Below are 23,594 nucleotides of genomic sequence, written 5' to 3'. Positions count from 1 at the left end.
TACTTTCGTAATTAATAAAAAAATAGTACCACTAATTTACATATTTTAAAGATACCCAATTGTTTCTTTCAAATTTTTTAACATAAGTTAATCCTTTTTCAGTACATGAAGCATCAATAAATGGAATGTCTTCTTGGTAGAAACCACTTAAAAGTAGTGTTCCATTAGGATTTAAACTATCAACATAACTTTGCATATCGTTCAACAAAATATTCCTGTTAATGTTAGCTATAATCAAATCGTATTTTTTGCCTTCTAGTAATGCAGCTTCACCTTCATAAACTGTAATGTGCTTGCAATTATTGCGTTGTGCATTTTCTATAGAATTCAAATAACACCAGTTGTCAATGTCAATAGCATCAATTGGTTGCGCACCTTTCATCTCGGCAAGTATTGCTAAAATGGCAGTTCCACAGCCCATATCAAGGGTTTTCATTCCAGTAACGTCTATTTCTAATAGATGCTGAATCATCATGTGAGTAGTCTCATGGTGACCTGTTCCGAAACTCATTTTTGGTTCAATTACAATGTCAAATTCGGCATCTGTTTTGGGATGAAAAGGTGCACGTACATGACAATTTCCATTGACATCTATCGCTTCAAAATTCTTTTCCCATTCCTCATTCCAGTTGACTTGTTCGATTTCTTCAAAAGTATAATCGATTGTAAATTCCTCCGATTGTAAAATATGAATATCCTCCAAAATAGTTTCGTCCCACAAATCCTTTTGAACAAAAGCAGAAATACCGGTTTCAGTTTCTGTAAAACTCTCGAATGCTTTTTCTCCTAATTCTGCAATTAATATTTCAGACCCTAATTGCTTCGCCTGTTCGCTACTGCTCGAGTCTTTAGGTTCAATAGTAAAATGATACCCAATATAAATGTTTGACATGCTTCTTTTTTTTACAAAGGTACTATTTCTCTTTATTCTCATGAATAATTTAAACTATAAAAAAAGCGGTGATTCATTTCACCGCTTTTTTTATAATCTAAAAATGAAATTTAGATAGCATTTACAATTGCTACAAAATCATCTGCTTTTAGGGCAGCACCACCAATAAGACCACCATCTACATCTGGTTTTGAGAATATTTCTTTTGCATTTTCAGGTTTTACACTTCCGCCATAAAGGATGGATACGTTTTCAGCGATATCACTTCCAAAAGCTTTACGAACTGTTTCTCTGATGAATTCATGCATTTCTTGTGCTTGTTCCGGAGAAGCTGTTTCTCCAGTTCCTATTGCCCAAACTGGCTCGTAGGCCAAAACAATACTTTCCCAGTCTTTGGATTCAATATGGAATAAACCATCTCGCAATTGGTTTTCTACAACATTAAAATGATTTTTTGATTGACGGTCTTTTAATTCTTCGCCGAAGCAAAAAATGACCATCATATCATGCTCTAAAGCTGTATTTACTTTATTAGCAATCAAAGCATCCGTTTCATGGAAAATAGCTCTGCGTTCTGAGTGTCCCAGAATTACAATATCTACACCAACACTTTTTAACATATCAGCTGAAATTTCGCCTGTAAAAGCGCCACTTTCCGCTTGATGTACGTTTTGTGCTGCAACATCAATATTTGTGAATTCTAAATGATCAACAGCAGAAGCTAAGTTTACAAATGTTGGAGCTACAATTACTTGTGCTTTTGTATCAGTTGGTATTTTTGCTATTAATTCATTCAATAAATCTTCAGTTTGCTCTGCATTTTTATGCATTTTCCAGTTTCCGGCAACAATCTTCTTTCTCATTTTAGTCGTATTATATTTAGTTTTTGGTTATGTTTTTCAATATTGCAATGAATTATTTTAAATTTTTAAGCGTTTCATTGATTTTATCAAAATCAGTTTCTATGGCACGGTATAAAACAATTTTTCCGTTTTTGTCTACAATGATGTATCTTGGAATCCAATCAATATCCATAGCTTTTGCAAATACCCCTTTCATTTGGTCATTTGCCATGAAATGATCCCCTTTCAATTGGTGTTTTTCGATTCCAGCTTTCCATTTATCGGCAGTTTTATCCATCGAAAGAAATAGGTAAGCGACATCAGGATTATTAGCTTGTAACTCCTTTAGTTTAGGCATTGCTTTTACGCAATCACCACACCAGGAAGCCCAAACTTCGATTACCAAGGTTTTTCCTTTGTGTTTTTTTAAAATATCCTTAAAAGCAACTTGACTTCCATCAGTGGCTAAAAGGGTTTCAGATAAAGCTTCTTTGGAGAATTTAGTTTTTTGCGCAGTAGATGTGCAAGAGAAGGTGACAAACGCAATTAATAGAGCTATTATTCTTTTCATTATAGTATTGTTTTTAAACAAAGTTAAACAAACAATTTGAATGCGTTATACAGAATAAGAAATTTTGAAAGCATTATTCGAAAATGACAAAGCAATATCGTTATAGTTTAAAAATAATGGAATGATTTTGATTTACCGGTTTATTTAGAAAGCATTTGTCATTCTTTTTAAGTATAAAGTCGTAAAGTTTCCTCTTTTGGACTTTACGACTTTATACTTTTATAGTTTATTTAGAATTTCAAATCTGCAATATCGTTGTGATGAACCTTTTGTTTTATTGTTCCTTTTTCAATTAGTACAATACTTGGGTTCGCTCTTTCGATGGTTTTTACGGTTATGGCATCGCAAAAATAGAAGTCAAATGTTAATCCGAATTGTTTTTTTGCAGCAGCTATTTCTTCTGGTGAAGAGGCCGTCATTGCAACTACTTTATATCCTTTTGCTTTAGCATCCTGACTCAGTTTTTCCAATTTTGCCATTCCACTGTGATCTGCATTGACTAAATCATAAGCTGTAATCAACATCAATTTTGGTTCTTCTAAAAACTCATCTTTGTAATCTGAACCATCTTTTTCCATTGTAAAATCATGAATAGGAGGAACGTAACCTTCTGTGATAACTTTGTCTTTTCGGTCTACAAATACGGCACCTTCAGGAATCGACATCAAATCTTTTTCGGTAAACTCTTTATCGACACCGCCAACTTTGTAAATAAAGACCATTTCTACTACTGATTTTTCAGCTCCATCAGGGATTCGCATTCCTTTTTGAATATTGTTTCCTACTTTATAAGGTCTGAAATCGATCAATGGCAAATGGTTTAAAACCCAAACTCCCATAAGTGATGATAAAACAATACTGGTATAAATGACTATGTTTTGTACGTTATTGCTAAACAACGGTTTTACCAATTTTTGATTAAAAAATAATATCAGAATAAAGAAAAGTAAAACAATATCCTTTGTAAAAGATTGCCAAGGCGTCAGTTTTAAAGCATCTCCAAAACAACCACAGTCTTTTACCACATTAAAATAAGCCGAATAAAAAGTCAGGAAAGTAAACAGTACAATCAAGATTAATAAACTCCAGATAGTGAATTTGGTTTTGTAACCTATGAGCAACATAATCCCTAGAACCACTTCAAGAATTACTAAAAACAAAGCGATTCCCAATGCAAACGGAACAAAAAATGGCATGTTGAAAACGGGTTCACTGAAATATTCAGCCAGTTTGTATGAAAACCCGATTGGGTCATTCAGTTTAATTAATCCGGAGATAATGAATAGGATTCCAACGAAAATTCTAGAAAATTGAGTAATTATATTTTTCATGTTTAGTTATTGCTTTTTATTGTTTATTTCCAAAACCCATTAAAATCAAGGCGAAAACCGAATAATTAATCATATCCTGATAATTCGCATCGATTCCTTCAGAAACTAATGTTTTTCCTTTATTGTCTTCAATTTGTTTGACACGAAGTAGTTTTTGCAAAATCAAATCCGTCAATGAACTCACGCGCATGTCGCGCCAAGCTTCACCGTAATCATGATTTTTGTCTTCCATTAAATCTTTGGTCAGTTTAACTTTGGCATCGTATAATTCGGTTGCTTTTTCAACACTTAAATCAGGTTGGTCTGCAACGCCTAATTCCAATTGAATCAACGCCATAATAGAATAATTGATAATTCCGATGAATTCACCTGTTTCATCTTCATCAATTTTGCGGACTTCATTTTCTTGTAAGCTTCTAATTCTTTGGGCTTTTATATAGATTTGATCTGTCAACGAAGGCAGTCTTAAAATTCGCCAAGCACATCCGTAATCTTTCATTTTGTTGATAAACAGCGTACGACAAGTCGCAACCACAGTATCGTATTCTTTTGAAGTATTCTTCATTATTGGTGTATATTTGTATTCAAATTTTTTCAAAAATAAGATAATTTTTTTGAATGTAGAATTTTGAAGTCTTTAAAACTGTAAACGAATGACTATTAACTGCAAAGGAATACTTGTTGACTTATCAACTCCCAAAGTTATGGGGATTTTGAATGTGACGCCCAACTCTTTTTTTGATGGTGGAAAGTATAAGAATGAAACCGAAATACTTTCGCAAGTCGAAAAAATGGTACTTGAAGGAGCTACTTTTATAGATATTGGCGCTTATTCCAGTAAACCAAGTGCAGAATTTGTCTCGGAACAAGAAGAAATTGCGAGAATTGTTCCTGTTGTAAATTTGATTCTAAAACATTTTCCAGAAACGATAATTTCGATTGACACCTTTAGAAGTGAAGTGGCAAAAGCTTCCATAGAAAGTGGTGCAGCAATCATCAACGATATTGCAGCAGGAAATCTGGACGAAAAAATGTTTGAGATAATTGCAAAATATAATGTTCCGTATATTATGATGCACATGCGAGGAAATCCTCAAACGATGCAAACACTAACGGATTACGATGATATTGTAAAAGAAATGTTGTTCTATTTTTCTGAAAAAGTTGCCAAGGCCAGAAGTTTTGGTATCAATGATTTGATTATCGATCCGGGCTTTGGCTTTGCCAAAACAACAGATCAAAATTATGAAGTTTTTCAAAAAATGGAATTGTTAAATATATTGGAACTCCCACTTCTTGTTGGGATTTCCAGAAAATCAATGATCTATAAAACCCTTGGTACTACAATAGAAAATGCGTTAAATGGAACGACGGTTTTGAATGCTTTGGCATTGACCAAAGGAGCAAAAATCCTTCGTGTTCACGATGTAAAAGAAGCCATGGAATGCGTTACTTTATTCAATAAAATTAATTTATAAAAATGAAATATTTTACTCTGATTGTTCTTTTTACTTTGTTTTCTTGTGGGAACAAAGAAGATATTTTGTTGCCAAAAGCAAATACTTCAATTGTCAAAAATATAGATGATCTTTCTCCAATCTATATTTTTTTTAGAACAAAAGGAAAAGATACATTAGCAGAAGTAAACCGTAAAAACAGTATTATTTCAACTAATTGGATTCTAAATGTAGACAAACGTTTGCCACTAAGACTTGCCATTCCGGAAATCATGAAATTGCAACAAAAAAAGCGAGAGGAAAAAGCACATAAGAATGAAAAGGCTGAAAATTATTATTCCTACGCCGATACGATCGGTAAAAACCTAGCCTTTATTGCTTTTACTAATGTGTATTACAAACTGGAAAAACCAAAATCAGAATTCGTGATTTTTTTTACCAAAAACAATGAAATTTTAGTAAATACTATTGCGGTAAAACAAGGAGAATTGCAAGCCTATTTGAATAAGTTACCAAATAATAAAGCTGTCCAATATGTTTTTTGCTTTGACAAAAACACAACTTTTGGTAGTTATATTCAAAATAAAATTTTCATAAATAGTTTGAAACTGCCATCGTTAGAATTTAATATGAAATATGAAGAGTTTGTTTACTAAACTTCACAAAATAATTACTGATGATGATACGGTTCATTTCTTAAAATCGTGAAGCCGCGATACAATTGTTCGATAAAAAACAACCGTACCATTTGATGGGAGAACGTCATTAAAGACAGTGATATTTTTCCTTGTGCTTTGGCATAAACGGTATCTGAAAATCCATAAGGACCGCCGATAACGAAAACTAAAGTCTTTACTCCAGAGTTCATTTTCTTTTGTAATTCTTCTGAAAAACCTACACTGGAGAAATTTTTTCCGTTTTCGTCCAATAAAATAAGTTGGTCTGTTGGTGTAATTTTTGCCAAAATTAATTCTCCTTCTTTTTCTTTCTGCTGACTTTCGGATAAGTTTTTTACGTTCTTGATATCAGGAATGATATCTAAATCGAACTTGATATAAAAAGACAATCGCTTGGTATAATCGTCTATTAAAGATTGTAAGGCTTTGTTATCAGTTTTACCGATAGCAATCAATTTGATGTTCATTTTGTTGGATTTCAGAGGCGCAAAGATAGAAAAATTAACAGTTTTAAAGTGCATTCTCTTTAATGGAAATTAATATTCTGACTTTAAATCCATAAAATTACGAAAGCTAAGATGATATTTATTTTACCTCAATGCTATCAATTAGCAATTGAAATGACTCTTCTTTTTTATTACCTATCAGGAAAGTGATTTCTTCTAAATTAGAACCGTCATAATTAGGCAAATTTAATTTTTGTCCTCTGAATGCAGGATACAATTCCGTGATTGGAATTTCAATCGTTTGCCAATCTGTGGTAGTTTGAAAAGGAAATACATACGAATGTGAATCAGTTCGATTGGTCTTTACTCTAAATTGATATTGTTTACCGTCTCCTTTAAGCCGAATGCAAAAATGTGTAGCGCTTTTTAAAAATAATGGCTCAAAAACATATTTTACAGCACAAAATCCGCCATTATTTTCTAAAGAAACTTTACCTTCAAAAGTCCCAATTCCATTTGTATTCAGATAGAATTTACTTTCGGATACTCCGCCCATTACAGCGTCATTTACAACTTTCCAATTTTCAAGGTCGCTTTCTAAATTAAAATCAAAAATTTTTATGGCATTCACTGTTATTGAGTTTGTAAATTATTTTTTTCTAGAAAAGTTCTTGTTTTACTTTGTAAAATAGTATTGATTTAAAAAACAAAACTGGTGTAAACTCTTTAGAATTTACACCAGTTTTATTTTGATAATTAATTCAATTATGATTTAGGCAATGGAGCACCAACAGCAATATCACAGCGGTGATTGGTTTGACCATGTGGCGGGTTCATTCCTTCAGAAGTTGGTGTTGTAGCAACAGGTGTTGATGTTGTTGTAACAGCAGATGTAGGAACGGGCTGATTTTGTTGTTGCACCACAGGTTTGCTTGCAGTTGAGGCTGGTGGAGAATTCAATGGAGCACCTACGGGAATATCACAACGGTGTGATGGTTGACCGTGAGCAGGATTCATTCCGGTAGCTACAGGACCAGAAGTTGCTACAGCATTATTTGGATTTACCGTGGCTGTGGTTTGTTGAACCTGAGTTGCTGTTGAAGCTTCGGTCTTCATTTGTTTACCAACCTCAGTAAAGGGAACTACATTTGTTGGAGTTGCGTTGTTTTGCGATTCAACTTCTTTTTTGCAAGAAGTCAATAGTATCGAGGATACAAAAAGAAGGCTTAAAAAAGATTTCATAATCAGTTTTTTAGTTACTAGTTCAAATATAAGATTTTAAACAACACAGCACCATATAAAATAATTGATTTTATTGGATGAAAATGACAGAATAGATGCTAGAGTAATGACACTAATATTCATATCTTAATTAAGATGTAATACTTTGTTAAAACACATTGGTTTATCTCTTTTTTTTAAAGAACAGAGTGTACATATTTTCAAATCCACAAAATAAATCTTACTTTAGCATTCCATAAATTTTCTATAAAATGATTAGCGATATACAGTTTAAAAATGAGTTAGACATACTGATACAAAATGCCATTCGGGAAGATGTAGGTCCGGGCGACTATAGTTCTTTGGCTTGTATTCCAGCTGCTGCAAATGGAAAAGCGAAGTTGCTTGTAAAAGAAGACGGAATTATTGCAGGTGTGGCTTTCGCCAAAATGATTTTTGAGTATGTAGACCCTAATTTACAAATAGTAACTTTTATCGAGGATGGAACTCCGGTAAAAAAAGGAGATGTTGTTTTTCATGTTTCGGGAAGTTCACAATCCATTTTGAAATCGGAACGTGTAGTTTTGAATTCAATGCAAAGAATGTCAGCGATTGCCACTAAAACCAAAGAATACGTTCGTTTATTAGAAGGAACAAATACTAAAATTCTCGATACGCGTAAAACGACACCAGGATTCAGAGTTTGTGAGAAATGGGCGGTGAAAATTGGCGGAGGCGAGAACCATCGGTTTGCCTTGTATGACATGATTATGCTCAAGGACAATCATAATGATTTTGCTGGCGGAATTACTTTGGCTGTAGCCAAAACCAAAGTCTTTTTAAAAGAAAATAATCTGGATTTAAAAATCATTGTCGAAGCCAGAAATTTAGATGAAATCAAAGAGATACTGGAAAGTGAAGGTGTTTTTAGAATTTTAATAGATAATTTTAATTATGACGATACTAAAAAAGCAGTAGCTTTGATTGGTGATAAATGCCAAACAGAATCTTCGGGAAATATAAACGAAAATACCATTCGCCATTATGCAGAATGTGGAGTAGATTATATTTCATCAGGAGCTTTGACACATTCTATTTATAACATGGATTTGAGCTTAAAAGCGATATGAGTAAAGAAATAGAAGTAAAATTACAAAGAATTCCAATAGTACGGAATCTGGTTAATGTGCTAAAAAAGATCGAGCTTCCTTGGTTACAAGGATTGTCGTTATATGATTTGTTGGAATTATACGGATTAGGAATTGTCGAAAGCGCATTAACGTATCATGCCAGTGCGATTGCATTTAGTTTTTTCATGGCTTTATTTCCTTTTGCGCTGTTCATTTTAAACCTTATTCCATACATTCCTATTGAAGGTTTTCAGGATGATTTTTTACTGTTTGTAAAAGAAGGTGTACCGCCCAATACGTATGATGCTATTTATAAAATCATCAATGATATTCTTAATAATAGTCACTCTGGATTAGTGTCTTATGGGTTTTTATTGTCTATTTTGTTGATGGCAAACGGTTTAAATGGAATCCTTGGAGGGTTTGAAACTTCCCGTCATGTTCTTATAAAAAGAGGGTTTATCAGGCAATATTTAGTTGCTTTGGGAATGTCTCTATTATTGTCCTTTTTGTTGATTGTGACCGTGGCAACAATAGTCGTTTTTGAAGTTTTTATTCAAAAAACAATACTGAGTGATCAAATTGCGTTAATTGTTTTAGGAAGATATGCATTTGTAATTTTAATGATTTTAGGAACAACGTCTATACTTTTCAAGTTTGGTACAAAACACGATAAAAACAGAGCATTTATATCGATAGGATCCGTATTCACTACCATATTGATTCTTTTGGATTCGTATGCTTTTGGTATATGGGTCATAAAGTTTTCTAAATACAATGAATTATACGGGTCAATAGGAACATTATTAATTTTGATGTTTTACATTTGGATTAACTGCATGATATTGCTGTTGGGTTTCGAATTGAATGCTACGGTAAATAAATTAAAAGCAAAAAAAGAATAATTTTTTAAATTAAAACAGTTTCAAAATTAGGAGCTATTTCCTGTTATTGGTTACAATCTGCCATTGCTATCAGGGCTAAAAAAAATACTACAATGAAAAAAAGCATAACAATACTCGCATTATTTATTTCGATAGTTTTCTATGGTCAAAATCATACCGTTATCGGGAAATGGAAGACTATTGATGATCAAACTGGAAAAGCCAAATCAATTGTGGAAATCTATGAGCGTTCCGGAAAAATTTATGGAAAAATCATCGACATTTTAGATGCTGAAAAGAAAAAAAACTTGTGTGTAAATTGTCCCGGTGATGAAAAAAATAAACCAGTTCTAGGCCTTGTTATTATTAAAGGACTTACAAAAGATGGCAATGAATACAACTCTGGAAAGATTCTTGACCCAACATCAGGAAAATTATATAAATGCTTTTTGGCTCTCGAAGGAAACGACAAATTAAAAGTACGCGGATATGTCGGCGTAGCATTATTTGGAAGAACACAAACCTGGAACAGAGTAAAATAATTATAAATTGTAAGTTATGAGTTCAAAATAAAGAATCAGCATAACTCAAAATTCATAACTCATAATTAAATACAAATGCATTTCGTCGAAGTAATTTTACCGCTTTCTTTAGCCAAAACCTTTACCTATAGCGTCTCTGAAGCGGAGTTCCATTATATAAAAATTGGGATGCGTTTGGCGGTTCCTTTTGGAAAAAGTAAAATTTACACGGCATTAGTAATTGAAATTCATCAAAACAAACCCACTTTATACGAAGCAAAGGAAATTCATCAAATTCTGGATGAAAAACCCATTGTAACTGAAATCCAAATTGCACACTGGCAATGGATTGCTTCCTATTATATGTGCGCCATTGGTGATGTGTATCGTGGTGCCATGCCAAGTGCACTTTTACTGGAAAGCGAAACCATAATTTCTCAAAAAACAGATTTAGTTGTTGATACAAGTCTGCTTTCGGATGATGAATTTTTGGTTTACGAAGCCTTGCAACAGCAAAATTCCTTGAAAGTCCTGGATATAATGGCTATTTTGAGCAAGAAAAATATTTTTCCTGTTATTCAAAAATTGATTGACAAAAACATATTAGTGCTTCAGGAAGAAATACAGGAAACCTACAAACCTAAGTTAGTTCGCTATGTTCGTTTGCATCCTAAATATGAATCAAAAGAGGGATTAAGCGAATTACTCGAAACGCTTAAAAGTGCCAATAAACAGAAAGAAATCGTATTGAATTATTTTCAATTGAGTGCTGTGGAGAAAAAACCTATTACCGTAAAAAAACTGGTAGAAGCGGCTAATTCTTCTTCGGCAATTGTTAAGGTATTAATAGAAAAAGAAATATTCGAAGATTATTTTCTTCAGGAAGATCGAGTAAATTTCACAGGAAAAATACGCGAGGATCAATTGCAGTTGAGTTCAGCTCAGCAAAAAGCTTTTGAGGAAATCAAAGAAAGTTTTACTCAAAAAGAAGTGTGTTTGTTGCATGGTGTCACTTCTAGCGGGAAAACAGAAATCTATATTAAGCTCATCGAAGAATATTTAGAAACCGGAAAACAAATCTTGTATTTATTGCCGGAAATTGCTTTGACTACTCAATTGGTTGGTAGATTACGAACTTATTTTGGCAATAAAGTAGCTGTTTTTCATTCGAAATATAATAATAATGAACGCATCGAAGTTTGGAATCAAGTTTTAGTGAATTCAGAAAAAGCGCAAGTGGTAATAGGTGCGAGGTCATCTTTGTTTTTACCATTTTATAATCTTGGATTCATAATTGTTGATGAAGAACACGAACAAACTTTTAAGCAAGTAGATCCGGCACCGCGTTACCATGCTCGCGATGCGGCTATAGTTTTGGCTCATTCGCATAAAGCAAAAGTGCTTTTGGGTTCGGCTACGCCAAGTATTGAAACGTATTTCAATGCTAAATCAGATAAATTTGGTTTAGTCGAAATTTCGGAGCGATTTGGAAATGTCATGATGCCGAATATTGAATTGGTGGATTTGAAAGATAAATACTTTCGTAAAAAAATGACAGGACATTTTAGTGATGTTTTAATTGAGGAAATCAATATCGCTTTGTCATTGGGAGAACAAGTTATTTTATTTCAAAACAGACGCGGATATTCTCCTGTAATTGAATGTATGACTTGTGGTCACGTACCACAATGTCAGCAGTGTGATGTGAGCTTGACGTATCATAAGCATAAAAACCAGTTACGCTGTCATTATTGTGGATATACAATGGCAAAACCTACACATTGTCATTCCTGTTCCAGTGTTGATTTGACTACAAAAGGCTTTGGAACGGAACAAATCGAACAAGAATTAGTGTCTGTTTTTCCAAATTCTAAAATTGGAAGAATGGATCAGGATACGACTCGAGGAAAATTTGGATTCGAAAAAATTATCGATAGCTTTAAGAATAGAGAAATGGATATTTTAGTAGGAACTCAGATGCTGGCCAAGGGTTTGGATTTTGATAATGTGAGTTTAGTGGGAATTATGAATGCGGATAATATGTTGTATCATCCTGATTTTAGGGCTTTCGAAAGAAGTTTTCAAATGATGACTCAAGTTGCAGGAAGGGCTGGACGTTCTGAAAAACAAGGAAAAGTTGTTATCCAGACATATAATCCGAATCATAATACAATACAGCAAGTCACTAATAATGATTATTTGGGTATGTACAAAGAACAATTGTATGACCGCCAGATATATAAATACCCGCCGTATTTCAGAATTATAAAGCTTACTTTGAAACAGCGTGATTTTGATAAATTAAAAGAAGGTTCGATGTGGTTGTATCAAGTGATGAGCCAAAATCTGAATATGCCGGTGCTGGGACCTGAAGAGCCTGCAATCAGCAGAATAAGGAATGAATACATTCGTACGATTATAATTAAAATCCCTCAGAATGCATCAATTGTAAACACAAAAAAAACTATCCAAAAAATGTTGAATAGTTTTGAAGCTGTTGCTCAATACAGAGCTATAAAAGTTACGTCAAACGTCGATTTTTACTAAAATTCAGTTGTCTATGAAAAGGCAAGTGCTTTTACTAAATCTTCTTTTTTGTGTCTGCTCAAAGGAATTTTTGTAACTCCAATTTCAGCAAATTTACTGTTGAAACGTTCTACTTTATCAATGTTGATAATATAGGACTTGTGTACGCGTACAAATTTTTCTTTTGACAAATCATTTTCAAAAGATTTCATGGTAGAGAGTACCAGATTGCTGTCTTCTTCGGTAACTACTCTTACGTAATCACCAAAAGCTTCAATCCATTTTATTTTTGAAGTGAATATTTTCAATTTTTTCAAATTACTTTTAATGAAAATATGTTCTCCTTCTTCTTCTTTATTTTCTTTTTTAAGTAGATGTAAATCAATGGCTCTTTTAACCGAAGCGTTGAATCTGTCGATTGCAATTGGTTTTTGAAGATAGTCCGTAGCATCATAATCAAAGGCTTTCATAGCATACTCAGCTTTTGAGGTTATGAAGATAATTTGAGGTTTTACTTTTAAACCATCCAAAAAATCAAAGCCGCTAATTACCGGCATTTCGATGTCTAAAAATATAAGGTCTACATTGTGTATTGACATACAACTTCTAGCTTCGATTGCATTAGAAAAATCACCGATTAAATGTAAATTTTGATGATTATTAACTAACTTTGCGATAATCATTCTTTGAATAGAACTATCATCTACTACAACACAGTTTAGTTTCATAATTTAGTATTTTAGATTTGGCAGAGTAAATGTATTACTTTTTTATTTAAAAAAAACTAATTGAGCGGATTTTTTTACCATACGTCGAATAAAATGAAATAAGACTTGTTTAATCAGATTAATTAATTACTTTTGCACCCAAAATAACAAATAAATATATATTTATGAATCATTATGAAACTGTTTTCATTTTAAATCCCGTTTTATCTGAAGTTCAGGTAAAGGAAACAGTAAGCAAATTTGAAGATTTTCTTACTAGTAGAGGAGCAGAAATGGTGTCGAAAGAAGACTGGGGCCTTAAAAAAATGGCTTACGAAATTCAAAACAAAAAAAGTGGTTTTTACCATTTATTCGAATTCAAAGTAGCTGGAGAAGTTCTTATTGCTTTTGAAACTGAATTTAGACGTGACGAAAGAGTAATGCGTTTCTTGACTGTAAGTCTTGACAAACACGCTATTTCTTGGGCTGAAAGAAGAAGAACTAAATTAAAATCTACAAAAGCTTAATTATCATGGCAACATTACAACAATCGGCTTCAGGAAAAAAAGACGGAGATATCAGATATCTTACTCCTTTAAACATAGAAACAAACAAGACTAAAAAGTATTGTCGTTTCAAAAAATCAGGTATCAAATATATTGACTATAAAGATGCTGATTTCTTATTGAAATTCGTTAATGAGCAAGGAAAAATTCTTCCTCGTCGTTTAACAGGAACTTCATTGAAATACCAAAGAAAAGTTTCAGTTGCTGTGAAAAGAGCACGTCACTTAGCTTTAATGCCATATGTGGCGGATTTACTAAAATAATAATTTAACTCAGTTGTTGGTTTTCTGAAACATGAAACCTAACTTCTATAACAAAGGACAACAACATGGAACTTATATTAAGACAAGACGTTCAAAATTTAGGATTTAAAGATGATATTGTAACGGTAAAAAATGGTTACGGTCGTAACTTTTTGATCCCACAAGGTCACGCTCATTTAGCAACTTCTTCTGCAAAGAAAGTGTTAGCTGAAAACCTAAAACAAAGAGCGCACAAAGAAGCTAAAGTTGTAGCAGATGCAAAAGCATTAGCTGAAGCTTTAAAAGCTATCGAAATTAAAATCTTTGCAAAAGCAGGTGGTGAAAAATTATTCGGTTCAATCACGAATATTGATATCGCTGAATCTTTAGCTAAAGGTGGACAACAAATCGAAAGAAAATTCATCACTAGCGGAATCGTTAAACGTACTGGTAAATATACTGCTAGCGTTCGTTTACACAGAGATGTTATCGTTGAATTAGATTACGAAATTGTTGCTGAAAAATAACATTTAGTTAACATTTTGTTAATAAAATATAAAAATCACTCTTAGGAGTGATTTTTTTTTGCCTAATTTTGACCCACAAATAACACATATTCAAACAAATGAAAAAAATTATTACATTATTACTAATCTTTGGTAGTTTTTACTCAGTTATTGGGCAAACGACTACTTCTAGTATTAAAGGACTTGTAAAAAGTTCCAATAATGAGACGCTTCCAGGAGCAACGGTACAAGCAATTCATATTCCAACAGGTTCTAAGTATTCAGCGTTATCTAATGCTGATGGAAGGTTCAGTATGTTGAATATGAGAATTGGTGGTCCTTATAAAATTGTAGTAACTTTTGTAGGATATCAAAGTGAAGAGTTCAATGATGTTTACCTTGATTTAGGTAAAGTATTCAGTCTGGATGTTCTTTTAAAAGATGAAAGTCAGAAATTAGAAGAAGTAAAAGTTGTTGGGACTAAAAATAAAGTTTTTCAAAGTGGAAGAACTGGTGCTGAAACAACTATTGGACGCAGAGAATTATCGGCATTGCCTTCTATTTCCAGATCAGCAGATGACTTCACCCGTTTAGAACCAACTGCAAGTGGAGGTTCTTTTGGAGGAAGAAATGATCAGTACAATAATTATTCATTAAATGGTGCAATATTCAATAATCCTTTCGGATTGGATGCTGCAACTCCTGGTGGACAAACTGGTTCTCAGCCAATTTCATTAGATGCAATCGACCAAATTCAAGTGGCGACTGCTCCTTATGATGTTACTTTATCGGGTTTTACAGGAGCTTCTGTGAATGCAGTTACTAAATCCGGTTCAAATGAATTTCATGGTACAGCTTATGCGTTCTATAGAAATCAAGACATGACGGGCAGTAAAATAAAAGGAGAAAAGATATTTGTACCTTCATTAGAGCAAACACAAGCTGGTTTTAGTGTTGGAGGACCAATTATTAAAAATAAATTATTCTTCTTCACCAATTTTGAAATTGACGAAAGAAGTGATTTAGGGTCAAACTTTGTGGCTAATAACGGAGATGCTGTTACAGGTGTTAACGAATCAAGAGTTTTAGAGACAGATTTGATTAATGTTTCAAATGCTTTGTCTTCATTAGGATATAATACAGGTGCTTATCAAGGTTTCTCTCATAATTCAAACTCAAGAAAAGGGATTGTAAAATTAGATTGGAATATCGATGATAATAATAAATTAGCAGTTATTTATAACTTTTTGGATGCTTCCAAAGACAAACCGGCTCACCCATCAGCTTTAGGATTTAGAGGTCCAAATGCTTCTACTTTGCAATTTCAAAATTCAGGATATCAAATCAATAATAAATTGAGTTCTTTTTTGTTAGAGTTGAACTCTAAGGTTAATGAAAAAGTATCTAATAAGTTACAGGCTGGTTACACGCATTTTGATGACTTTAGAAATCCATTTTCTACACCGGCTCCAGTAATTAACATTCAAGACGGAGCAGGATCAAATTATATTATTGCAGGTCATGAGCCATTTTCTATCAATAATACATTAGATCAAAAAGTTTTTCAAATTACAGATAACTTAAATTATACTGTAGGGAATCACTCTTTTACTTTTGGTGCGTCATTTGAAAAATTCCAATTTCAAAATTCATTTAACTTGGCTGGTTACGATAATTTTGGTAATCCGAATGGTTATGCTGGAACTTTTTATACACCTTATTCAAATGTAGCGGCATTTTTAGCTGATGCGGCTAAGCCTTTTGCAACAAGTATAATTGCTCAGAATTTACTTTATGCACAAAATCAATTTGATGCTAAAAACTCTTTTGGAGTGGGAGAAGATAATGGATGGAAATTATCAGAGTTGAACGTAGGTCAAGTTGCATTCTACATGCAGGATGACTGGAGTGTAAATGATAATTTTAAATTGTCATTTGGATTAAGAGCTGATAAACCATTGTATTTTAATACAGCTGATTTGATTCAAAAGTATATAGATACAGAAAATGGTTCTACCAGAAATAATGCGACTCAGTATTATGACCCGGAAACAGGTAATCAAGTTCCTTTAATATCAACAAAATTACCAAGTGATAAATTGCTTTGGTCTCCAAGACTTGGATTTAACTGGGATGTAAATGGAAGCAAAACAACACAAATTCGTGGAGGAACAGGGATTTTTACAGGAAGAATTCCTTTTGTTTGGTTAGGAAACCAAGTGAGCGGTGCCGATGATGGTTTTTTTCAAATTATGGATCCAGATTATAAATGGCCGCAAGTATGGAGAACAAGTTTAGGTGTTGACCATAAATTTGAAAACGATTATATTGTAACTATTGACATGTCATATAACAAAGATATCAATGGAGTTCACGTGCAAAACTGGGGTTTAAGAACGCCATCAGGAACTCTCGCTGGTGTTGATAACAGGTTAATTTATGATAATGCTACTGATAAGCAAAGTAATAATGCTTACGTAATGACAAATTCCGATAAAGGAAGTGCGTTTAACTCTTCTATCAAAGTGCAAAAGAATTTTGATAATGGGTTGTTTGCTAGTTTAGCCTATAACTATTTGAAATCTCAAGATGTGAATTCAATTGAAGCAGAAATTACAGGGGATGCTTTTGCATTTAACCCTGCTTTAGGAAACGTAAATAATGCCGTTTTATCTAATTCTAAATATGGAGATACACATCGTTTTATTGGTGTAGCTTCAAAAAAATGGAAATATGGTAATGACAAATGGGCGACTACTGTTTCTACTTTCTTTGAATATGCTCAAGGGGGGCGTTTTAACTATATTTATGGTGGTGACATCAATAATGACGGATCTGGAACAAATGATTTAATTTATATTCCAACAACTGCAGAGATTAGTTCTATGGCTTTTTCTGGTGTAGGACAAGGGGCAGCTTTTGATGCATTTATCAGTCAAGATGATTATTTGAATGAAAGAAGAGGTCAGTATGCAGAGCGTTACGGAGCTTTATCTCCATGGAGAGGAAAATGGGATTTTAAAGTAATGCAAGATTATAATTTTAAAGTTTCTTCTGCTTCTACTAAAACGAATACAATTCAATTTAGTATTGATGTGTTGAATTTAGGTAATCTGATTAATTCTGATTGGGGATTGGTGCAAGTGCCAACAAGTGTACAACCAATTGGTGTATCTGTAGATCAAACTACAAAAATACCAACATACACTTTTAATGGAACTCAAACTAAAACGTTCAACTATGATGCAAGTTTATTGTCAAGATGGCAAGCGCAGTTTGGAGTAAGATATATTTTCTAAAACAGCTAAAATATATTAAATTTGCCCTCTCGTTTGAGAGGGCTTTTTTTTGATCCAAAATCTAAAAAGAGAATTAAAATATACGTTAAATACTAAAATACAATAATGAAATACTCAAGATTGACAAAAGAACAATTTGAAGAATTGAATCAGGAATTCAGTACTTTTTTAGCAACTCAAGCGATTGATAAAGCCGAGTGGGATAAAATAAAAGCTGAAAAACCAGAAGTTGCCGAACAAGAATTAGATGTTTTTTCTGATTTAATTTGGGAAGGTGTTCTTTCGAAAGCAACCTATTTAGAACATTTTTCTAAAAATCATATTTTCCTTTTTCATTGTTTTGATACCTATGTTCAATCGATTGTTTTGAAATCATTGGTTCCTGAAGTTGATTTTTTAACCAAAGAAGGATTGCAATGGCTTAGCGATAATATGTTTACGGATACTATTGAAATGAAAGTTGGAAAAAAAGAGTTTACAGAAGAGCGTAATACTTCCATTTTTGAATTAATACAACAAGGTTCGTTTTTGAGCGATGGTCTTTTATACCAGCAAATAAATACTATTATAGCATCATAATTGTATTGCTAATTATTTTTAATTGGTTATTTTAGTACACTTTTTCAAAACTAAAATAGCCAATTTTTATTTTCTATGGATATTCAAAATACGATTCAAAAAATAAGGGAAGAATTAAATCTACACAACCATAATTATTATGTGTTAGATACACCCACAATTTCCGATTTTGAATTTGATTTAAAATTGAAACAACTTCAGGATTTAGAAAATAAATACCCGGAATACTTTGACGAAAATTCGCCTTCTCAACGAGTAGGAGGTACAATTACCAAAAACTTTCAAACAGTTGCTCATGAGCATCGAATGTATTCATTGGATAATTCCTATTCTAAGGAAGAATTAATGGATTGGGAAAAGCGTATTCAAAAAGTTTTAGGAGATGTTCCATTAGAATATACCTGCGAACTAAAATATGATGGCGCATCCATCAGTATAACCTATGAAAATGGAAAGTTAAAACGTGCGGTTACTCGTGGAGATGGTTTTCAAGGAGATGATGTTACTAATAATATCAAAACCATAAAATCCATTCCGTTAAAATTAAAAGGAAATTTCCCTGATAAATTTGATGTGCGTGGTGAGATCATTTTGCCTTTTGCCGGTTTCGAAAAAATGAATCAAGATTTAATCGAAATTGGTGAATTACCGTATTCAAATCCCAGAAATACTGCTTCGGGAAGTTTAAAATTACAGGATAGTGCTGAAGTTGCAAAACGGCCGTTAGATTGTCTATTGTATTTTTTAATTGGAAATAATCTTCCTTTCAAATCTCAATTCGAAGGATTAGAAACGGCCAGAAATTGGGGTTTCAAAGTGCCGAAAGAAGCAAAATTAGCCAATAATTTAGCCGAGGTTTTCGAGTTTATAGATTATTGGGACATTCACAGACATGACCTTCCGTATGAAACAGACGGTGTGGTGGTAAAAGTAAATTCTTTCCACTTTCAGGATGAATTGGGCTTTACAGCCAAATCTCCGCGTTGGGCAATTGCTTATAAATTCAAATCAGAACAAGTTTCAACACGATTAAATTCAATTTCGTATCAAGTAGGACGAACGGGGTCCATTACTCCTGTGGCCAACTTAGAACCGGTACAATTAGCAGGAACCATTGTAAAGCGGGCTTCTTTACATAACGCGGATCAAATTGAGAAATTGGATATTCGTGTTGGAGATACCGTTTTTGTAGAAAAAGGAGGCGAGATAATCCCTAAGATTATTGCTGTTGATTTGAGTAAGCGTCCAGAAAATACAGAACCAACAAAATACATCACGCATTGCCCGGAATGTAATACGGCATTAGTGAGAACCGAAGGCGAAGCAAATCATTATTGTCCTAATTTTTATGGTTGTCCCCCGCAGATTATTGGAAGGATTCAGCATTATATTTCTCGAAAAGCAATGGATATTGAAGGTTTAGGAGGCGAAACTGTTGCCTTGCTTTTCAATAATGGATTGGTTCATAATTATGCCGATTTATATGAACTGACTGTGGATCAAATTCTTCCTTTGGAACGAATGGCTCAAAAATCTGCTGAAAATTTGGTGAAAGGTGTTGAGAATTCAAAAAATATTCCTTTTGAGCGCGTTTTATTCGCTATTGGAATTCGATATGTTGGTGAGACAGTAGCCAAAAAACTAGCCAAACATTATAAAAGTATTGATGCATTGCGTCAGGCTACATTGATGGATTTGATTTTGGTGGACGAAATTGGAGAACGAATTGCGCAAAGTGTAATTGACTTTTTCGAAAATCAAGAAAATAGAATTATAATTGATAGACTAAAAAGTTTTGGTGTTCAATTTGAAATTGTTGAACATATAAATCCAAACGCCACAGATAAACTTTCTGGGAAAACATTTGTAGTTTCAGGAGTCTTTGAGAAATTTTCCAGAGATGATTTGAAAAAGGCAATCGAAGATAATGGAGGAAAAGTGGGAAGTTCTATTTCGGCAAAAACGGATTATGTTGTTGCAGGAGATAATATGGGACCTGCTAAATTGGATAAGGCAACCAAGTTGAACATACCAATAATCTCCGAGGATGATTTTATGAATCTAATTAATGAAGGCTAAAAAAGAGATTCTAATGTTAACTAAAAAAAATAAAGCGTTACTTGAAAGCGGAACCATTCTGTTATTATTTTCTTTTGTTATCATAGAAGTTATTGCCGAGTTGTTTTCATTCAAAGTAATTCTATTTGCTTACAGACCAGTTGTAACAATTTTATTAATGGGGCTTTATTGGATTACTTCAAAAGAAAGAAATGTGCTTTTTTTTATAACAATGTTCTTCTTGTTAGTTACCAGTTTTTTTATTTTATCAGATTCGAAAACAGCTATAATAATTGGATTAATTGCTTTCTTGGCGCATCGATTGTTGCTCATTTTTTTTATAATAAAACTGAATAAGCTTAAGGATTTTGTACCAATATTGATTGGATTTATACCGTTCATTTTTATTTTTTCTTATATGCTGACTCTTTCTGATGAAATCACGGAAAATAGTTATTATTCTCTTGTTATTCAAAATGCGTTAGTGTCCGTGCTTGGAGGGATTGTTTTGTCAAACTATTTTATGAACCAAAATGAATATACGCCTTGGTTGTGGATATTCGGGGTATTATCAGTGGCACTCTATTTTACAGTTTTTATTGAGAAATGCTTTTTGTCTAATCTGCCACCAACATACTTTAGGCCGCTTGCAATGATTTTATACGTTACAAGTTATTATTCCTTTTATAGATTTGTAATTGATACAGAAATGATACATGCCAAAAAAGAATCGATTATCGTTATACAATAATCGATTTCCCTTCAAAAGCTTTTGCTTTATCGTTATCCAGATAAAAATCAATTCTTCCCAGATTTATACCGTAACAACCCACTTGGTTTACTAGAACTTCCTTACCGGCAAGATTTTTTACAACGGTAGGCTTTTCTAGAAAAGTGTGTGTATGTCCGCCAATAATCAAATCGATGTCTTGCGTTAGTTCCGCTAATTTCAAATCGCATATCTTATTTGGTTCGTCTCTGTATTTATATCCTAAATGAGACAAACAAACTACTAAATCGCACTTTTGTTCTTTCTTTAAAATCCGAACCATATCCTGAGCCGTTTCAACAGGATTATTGTAAACGGTTTCTTTGTACATTCCTTTATCAACTAAGCCATCAAGCTCTATTCCAAGTCCAAAAACACCCACTTTAATACCATCTTTGTTGAATATTTTATACGGTTTTACAAAACCATCCATCACCGTATTTTTAAAATCGTAGTTGGCAGATATGAACTCAAATTTAGCATGTGGCATTTGTGCGTGCAAACCTTCAACGCCGTTATCAAAATCGTGATTTCCTATCGTAGAAGCATCATATTGCATCATGCTCATCAATTTGAATTCTAATTCTCCACCATAATAATTAAAATAAGGTGTTCCTTGAAAAATATCGCCCGCATCCAGTAATAATACATTTGGATTCTCTTTTCGAATGGTTTCAATCAAAGCGGCTCTTCGTGCCACGCCACCCATATTTGCATTTCTGGGATGATCAGCAGGAAACGGATCTATGTAACTGTGTACATCATTCGTATGTAAAATAGTAAGATGTCTTTTTTGTGAAGATTCAAAGCTGCTTAATGATAAACCTAAACTCAGTAAAGCTGAACTCGCAGCTGTTTTTTCTATAAATTCTCTTCTTTTCATTTTATATTTTTTTGGAGCTATTTCCCGCTTTTCGTTGCAATATTTTTTATCGTGAAAAACGATAAAAAATGATTTTCACTTCAATCGGGGCTAGGGCTTTATGTTTTCTAAAACTATTTTGGTATCTAAATTCGAATTTCTTATTCAACAGTAATTCTAACATCATTTATCACAGGAATTGTATCTACAGCTTTGAAATAATCAATAAGAATATTTCGTAGTTTATAGTCTAAATCAAATTTCTGAACCCCTTTTTTTAAGAAATTCATGTTGTCACCGCCATTAGATAAATAATCATTGGTTCCCACATAATAAATGGTCTCTTTTTCAACAGGTTTTCCTTGTACTAATATGTTTTTAGGAAGGCTGTTTTTGCCAATGGTAAAAGTTAGTCCAGCCAGTGAATGTGGTTTTTTTTCGGCGATAAAATAATCGACCATTTCAAGAATTTGCTCTCCTTTTAAAGCAATCACAACCAAACTATTTTCAAAAGGCATAATTTCAAAAGCCGTTCTTGCAGTTACATTTCCCTTTGGAAGTATAGAACGAATCCCTCCGCTATTGAGCAAACAAATATCAATACTCTTTTTTTCTCTCGCTTGAAACACGGTGTTTCCTCTCATTAAAGTAACGTCCGCCATCAAATTACCAATTGTAGTTTGCCATTTGCCTGTGCTTTTATCTAATGTTTCCGGGCAATAAGCAAGAACGCTGTCTAAATCTTTATTGATATGTTCTCTGTAAGGTTTGATAAAATTTTCAATTTGAGGGACTTGAATTTCCTTTTCGGTGATTGGAATTCGTTTGCCTTCTATCTTAGTAACGTAGTAATTTTGTTTGCTGCAGGAAGCAACAAAAAAAAATGTTAAGAATATAACAAAAAGTTTAGAAACATCGTTATACTTTTTTAGATTTACCATTTTAAATGCGACTTAATTAATTAATTTTGTAATCAAGTAAAAGTAATATGTTTTTGAATTATATAAAGGATTTTTTTGTAAAAAAAACATTAAAAAAAAGCTTTCAAAATTTAAAAAATATTGAGTCAGTTAATGTTGTAAAAACAATTGGTTTACTGGTTGATGCCACTCGTTTTGCCGAAACGGAATTATTGATGACAGCTTTAATAGCAAACGGAATCGCACCAGAAAGTATAACAACAATTGTTTACAGAGATAAATTTAAAAAAACAGCAGAGAAAACATATCCTGTATTCAATTCAGGAGATTTAAAATGGAATGGAGAAATTTCTTCACTGGAAGTAAATGATTTTATCAATGAAAAATTTGATTTGTTAATCAGTTATTACGACATAGAAAAAGCAATTTTATTAAAAATCACTCATAATTCAAAAGCGCAATTTAAAGTTGGTTTTTCATCAATAGACAAAAGATTAAATCATTTTATGATTAAAACAGATGTTGATAATTATACGCTTTTTGTAAGTGAGCTATTCAAATATTTAAAATTATTAAACAAAATATAAA

General features: G+C 32.9%; 25 protein-coding genes. 14 read left to right on the top strand and 11 right to left on the bottom strand.

Annotated elements, in window-relative coordinates:
- Window positions 1-31: 31 nt before the first annotated feature.
- From prmA to QLS97_RS12635, 5 genes are all read right to left on the bottom strand, one after another.
- The gene (gene prmA / locus QLS97_RS12655; RefSeq protein WP_282717125.1) at window positions 32-892 is read right to left on the bottom strand and encodes a 50S ribosomal protein L11 methyltransferase; all 861 of its coding nucleotides are present in this window, start codon (window positions 890-892) and stop codon (window positions 32-34) included.
- Between the two features lie 110 nt (window positions 893-1,002).
- On the bottom strand, window positions 1,003-1,755 hold the full coding sequence (tpiA, locus tag QLS97_RS12650) for a triose-phosphate isomerase (protein WP_282717123.1): 753 nt from the start codon (window positions 1,753-1,755) through the stop codon (window positions 1,003-1,005).
- A 52-nt stretch (window positions 1,756-1,807) separates the two neighbouring features.
- Complete coding sequence (locus tag QLS97_RS12645) at window positions 1,808-2,305, bottom strand: TlpA family protein disulfide reductase (RefSeq protein WP_282717122.1); 498 nt, start codon at window positions 2,303-2,305, stop codon at window positions 1,808-1,810.
- A 230-nt stretch (window positions 2,306-2,535) separates the two neighbouring features.
- Entirely contained in the window at window positions 2,536-3,636 is a 1,101-nt protein-coding gene (locus tag QLS97_RS12640; RefSeq protein ID WP_282717121.1) for a BT_3928 family protein, read from the bottom strand.
- Window positions 3,637-3,652: 16 nt separating this feature from the next.
- Window positions 3,653-4,201 carry a DUF1599 domain-containing protein gene (locus QLS97_RS12635; protein ID WP_282717120.1) on the bottom strand — a complete coding sequence of 183 codons (549 nt, stop codon included), beginning with the start codon at window positions 4,199-4,201 and terminating at the stop codon, window positions 3,653-3,655.
- 88 nt (window positions 4,202-4,289) lie between these two features.
- Between QLS97_RS12635 and folP the strand changes: the two genes are divergently transcribed.
- Both folP and QLS97_RS12625 read left to right on the top strand, forming a co-directional pair.
- Window positions 4,290-5,114 carry a dihydropteroate synthase gene (gene folP, locus QLS97_RS12630; protein ID WP_282717118.1) on the top strand — a complete coding sequence of 275 codons (825 nt, stop codon included), beginning with the start codon at window positions 4,290-4,292 and terminating at the stop codon, window positions 5,112-5,114.
- Window positions 5,115-5,116: 2 nt separating this feature from the next.
- The gene (locus QLS97_RS12625; RefSeq protein WP_282717117.1) at window positions 5,117-5,749 is read left to right on the top strand and encodes a hypothetical protein; all 633 of its coding nucleotides are present in this window, start codon (window positions 5,117-5,119) and stop codon (window positions 5,747-5,749) included.
- Between the two features lie 14 nt (window positions 5,750-5,763).
- Here the strand turns inward: QLS97_RS12625 and rlmH are convergent, their stop codons facing one another.
- The 3 genes from rlmH to QLS97_RS12610 form a co-directional block, all read right to left on the bottom strand.
- Window positions 5,764-6,237 (bottom strand): 23S rRNA (pseudouridine(1915)-N(3))-methyltransferase RlmH, encoded by a 474-nt coding sequence (gene rlmH, locus QLS97_RS12620; protein ID WP_114753979.1) that lies wholly within the window; start codon window positions 6,235-6,237, stop codon window positions 5,764-5,766.
- 118 nt (window positions 6,238-6,355) lie between these two features.
- The gene (locus QLS97_RS12615; protein WP_282717116.1) at window positions 6,356-6,847 is read right to left on the bottom strand and encodes a CIA30 family protein; all 492 of its coding nucleotides are present in this window, start codon (window positions 6,845-6,847) and stop codon (window positions 6,356-6,358) included.
- A 134-nt stretch (window positions 6,848-6,981) separates the two neighbouring features.
- Entirely contained in the window at window positions 6,982-7,458 is a 477-nt protein-coding gene (locus tag QLS97_RS12610) for a hypothetical protein (protein ID WP_282717115.1), read from the bottom strand.
- Between the two features lie 251 nt (window positions 7,459-7,709).
- On the opposite strand from QLS97_RS12610, the gene nadC reads away from it, so the two are divergent.
- The 4 genes from nadC to priA all read left to right on the top strand — a co-directional run bounded on the left by nadC (window position 7,710) and on the right by priA (window position 12,519).
- Window positions 7,710-8,567 (top strand): carboxylating nicotinate-nucleotide diphosphorylase, encoded by an 858-nt coding sequence (gene nadC / locus QLS97_RS12605; RefSeq protein WP_282717113.1) that lies wholly within the window; start codon window positions 7,710-7,712, stop codon window positions 8,565-8,567.
- Window positions 8,564-9,472 carry a YihY/virulence factor BrkB family protein gene (locus QLS97_RS12600; RefSeq protein WP_282717111.1) on the top strand — a complete coding sequence of 303 codons (909 nt, stop codon included), beginning with the start codon at window positions 8,564-8,566 and terminating at the stop codon, window positions 9,470-9,472. The genes nadC and QLS97_RS12600 overlap by 4 nt, the downstream gene beginning before the upstream one ends.
- Window positions 9,473-9,564: 92 nt before the next feature.
- Complete coding sequence (locus QLS97_RS12595; RefSeq protein ID WP_282717109.1) at window positions 9,565-9,993, top strand: DUF2147 domain-containing protein; 429 nt, start codon at window positions 9,565-9,567, stop codon at window positions 9,991-9,993.
- A 75-nt stretch (window positions 9,994-10,068) separates the two neighbouring features.
- Entirely contained in the window at window positions 10,069-12,519 is a 2,451-nt protein-coding gene (priA, locus tag QLS97_RS12590) for a replication restart helicase PriA (protein WP_282717108.1), read from the top strand.
- Between the two features lie 11 nt (window positions 12,520-12,530).
- Here priA and QLS97_RS12585 read toward each other — a convergent pair whose 3' ends face one another.
- Window positions 12,531-13,226 carry a LytR/AlgR family response regulator transcription factor gene (locus QLS97_RS12585; protein WP_099715088.1) on the bottom strand — a complete coding sequence of 232 codons (696 nt, stop codon included), beginning with the start codon at window positions 13,224-13,226 and terminating at the stop codon, window positions 12,531-12,533.
- A 164-nt stretch (window positions 13,227-13,390) separates the two neighbouring features.
- Between QLS97_RS12585 and rpsF the strand changes: the two genes are divergently transcribed.
- The 7 genes from rpsF to QLS97_RS12550 all read left to right on the top strand — a co-directional run bounded on the left by rpsF (window position 13,391) and on the right by QLS97_RS12550 (window position 21,206).
- A complete protein-coding gene (rpsF, locus tag QLS97_RS12580; protein ID WP_035671622.1) occupies window positions 13,391-13,732 on the top strand; it encodes a 30S ribosomal protein S6 in 342 nt (113 codons plus the stop codon).
- 5 nt (window positions 13,733-13,737) lie between these two features.
- Entirely contained in the window at window positions 13,738-14,034 is a 297-nt protein-coding gene (gene rpsR, locus QLS97_RS12575; protein ID WP_007138295.1) for a 30S ribosomal protein S18, read from the top strand.
- Between the two features lie 65 nt (window positions 14,035-14,099).
- A complete protein-coding gene (gene rplI, locus QLS97_RS12570; RefSeq protein ID WP_099715089.1) occupies window positions 14,100-14,540 on the top strand; it encodes a 50S ribosomal protein L9 in 441 nt (146 codons plus the stop codon).
- 98 nt (window positions 14,541-14,638) lie between these two features.
- Window positions 14,639-17,818, top strand: coding sequence for a TonB-dependent receptor (locus QLS97_RS12565; protein WP_282717103.1), 3,180 nt, complete (start codon window positions 14,639-14,641; stop codon window positions 17,816-17,818).
- 105 nt (window positions 17,819-17,923) lie between these two features.
- Window positions 17,924-18,397, top strand: coding sequence for a DUF6495 family protein (locus tag QLS97_RS12560; protein ID WP_282717101.1), 474 nt, complete (start codon window positions 17,924-17,926; stop codon window positions 18,395-18,397).
- Window positions 18,398-18,472: 75 nt separating this feature from the next.
- Window positions 18,473-20,476 (top strand): NAD-dependent DNA ligase LigA, encoded by a 2,004-nt coding sequence (gene ligA, locus QLS97_RS12555; RefSeq protein WP_282717099.1) that lies wholly within the window; start codon window positions 18,473-18,475, stop codon window positions 20,474-20,476.
- 13 nt (window positions 20,477-20,489) lie between these two features.
- Window positions 20,490-21,206 (top strand): hypothetical protein, encoded by a 717-nt coding sequence (locus QLS97_RS12550; protein ID WP_282717097.1) that lies wholly within the window; start codon window positions 20,490-20,492, stop codon window positions 21,204-21,206.
- Here QLS97_RS12550 and QLS97_RS12545 read toward each other — a convergent pair.
- Window positions 21,196-22,107: a bifunctional metallophosphatase/5'-nucleotidase gene (locus tag QLS97_RS12545; protein WP_282717096.1), complete on the bottom strand. Its 912-nt coding sequence runs from the start codon at window positions 22,105-22,107 to the stop codon at window positions 21,196-21,198. The two genes, QLS97_RS12550 and QLS97_RS12545, sit on opposite strands and share 11 nt — an antisense overlap.
- 140 nt (window positions 22,108-22,247) lie before the next feature.
- The gene (locus QLS97_RS12540; RefSeq protein WP_282717095.1) at window positions 22,248-23,027 is read right to left on the bottom strand and encodes a 5'-nucleotidase C-terminal domain-containing protein; all 780 of its coding nucleotides are present in this window, start codon (window positions 23,025-23,027) and stop codon (window positions 22,248-22,250) included.
- Window positions 23,028-23,074: 47 nt separating this feature from the next.
- On the opposite strand from QLS97_RS12540, the gene QLS97_RS12535 reads away from it, so the two are divergent.
- A complete protein-coding gene (locus QLS97_RS12535; RefSeq protein WP_282717094.1) occupies window positions 23,075-23,593 on the top strand; it encodes a DUF6913 domain-containing protein in 519 nt (172 codons plus the stop codon).
- Window position 23,594: the final 1 nt, after the last annotated feature.

Source organism: Flavobacterium yafengii, assembly GCF_030010375.1.
GTDB classification, from domain to species: Bacteria; Bacteroidota; Bacteroidia; order Flavobacteriales; family Flavobacteriaceae; genus Flavobacterium; species Flavobacterium yafengii.
Note: the sequence above shows the minus strand (reverse complement) of the source record. Positions and strands in the feature narration are given on the sequence as shown.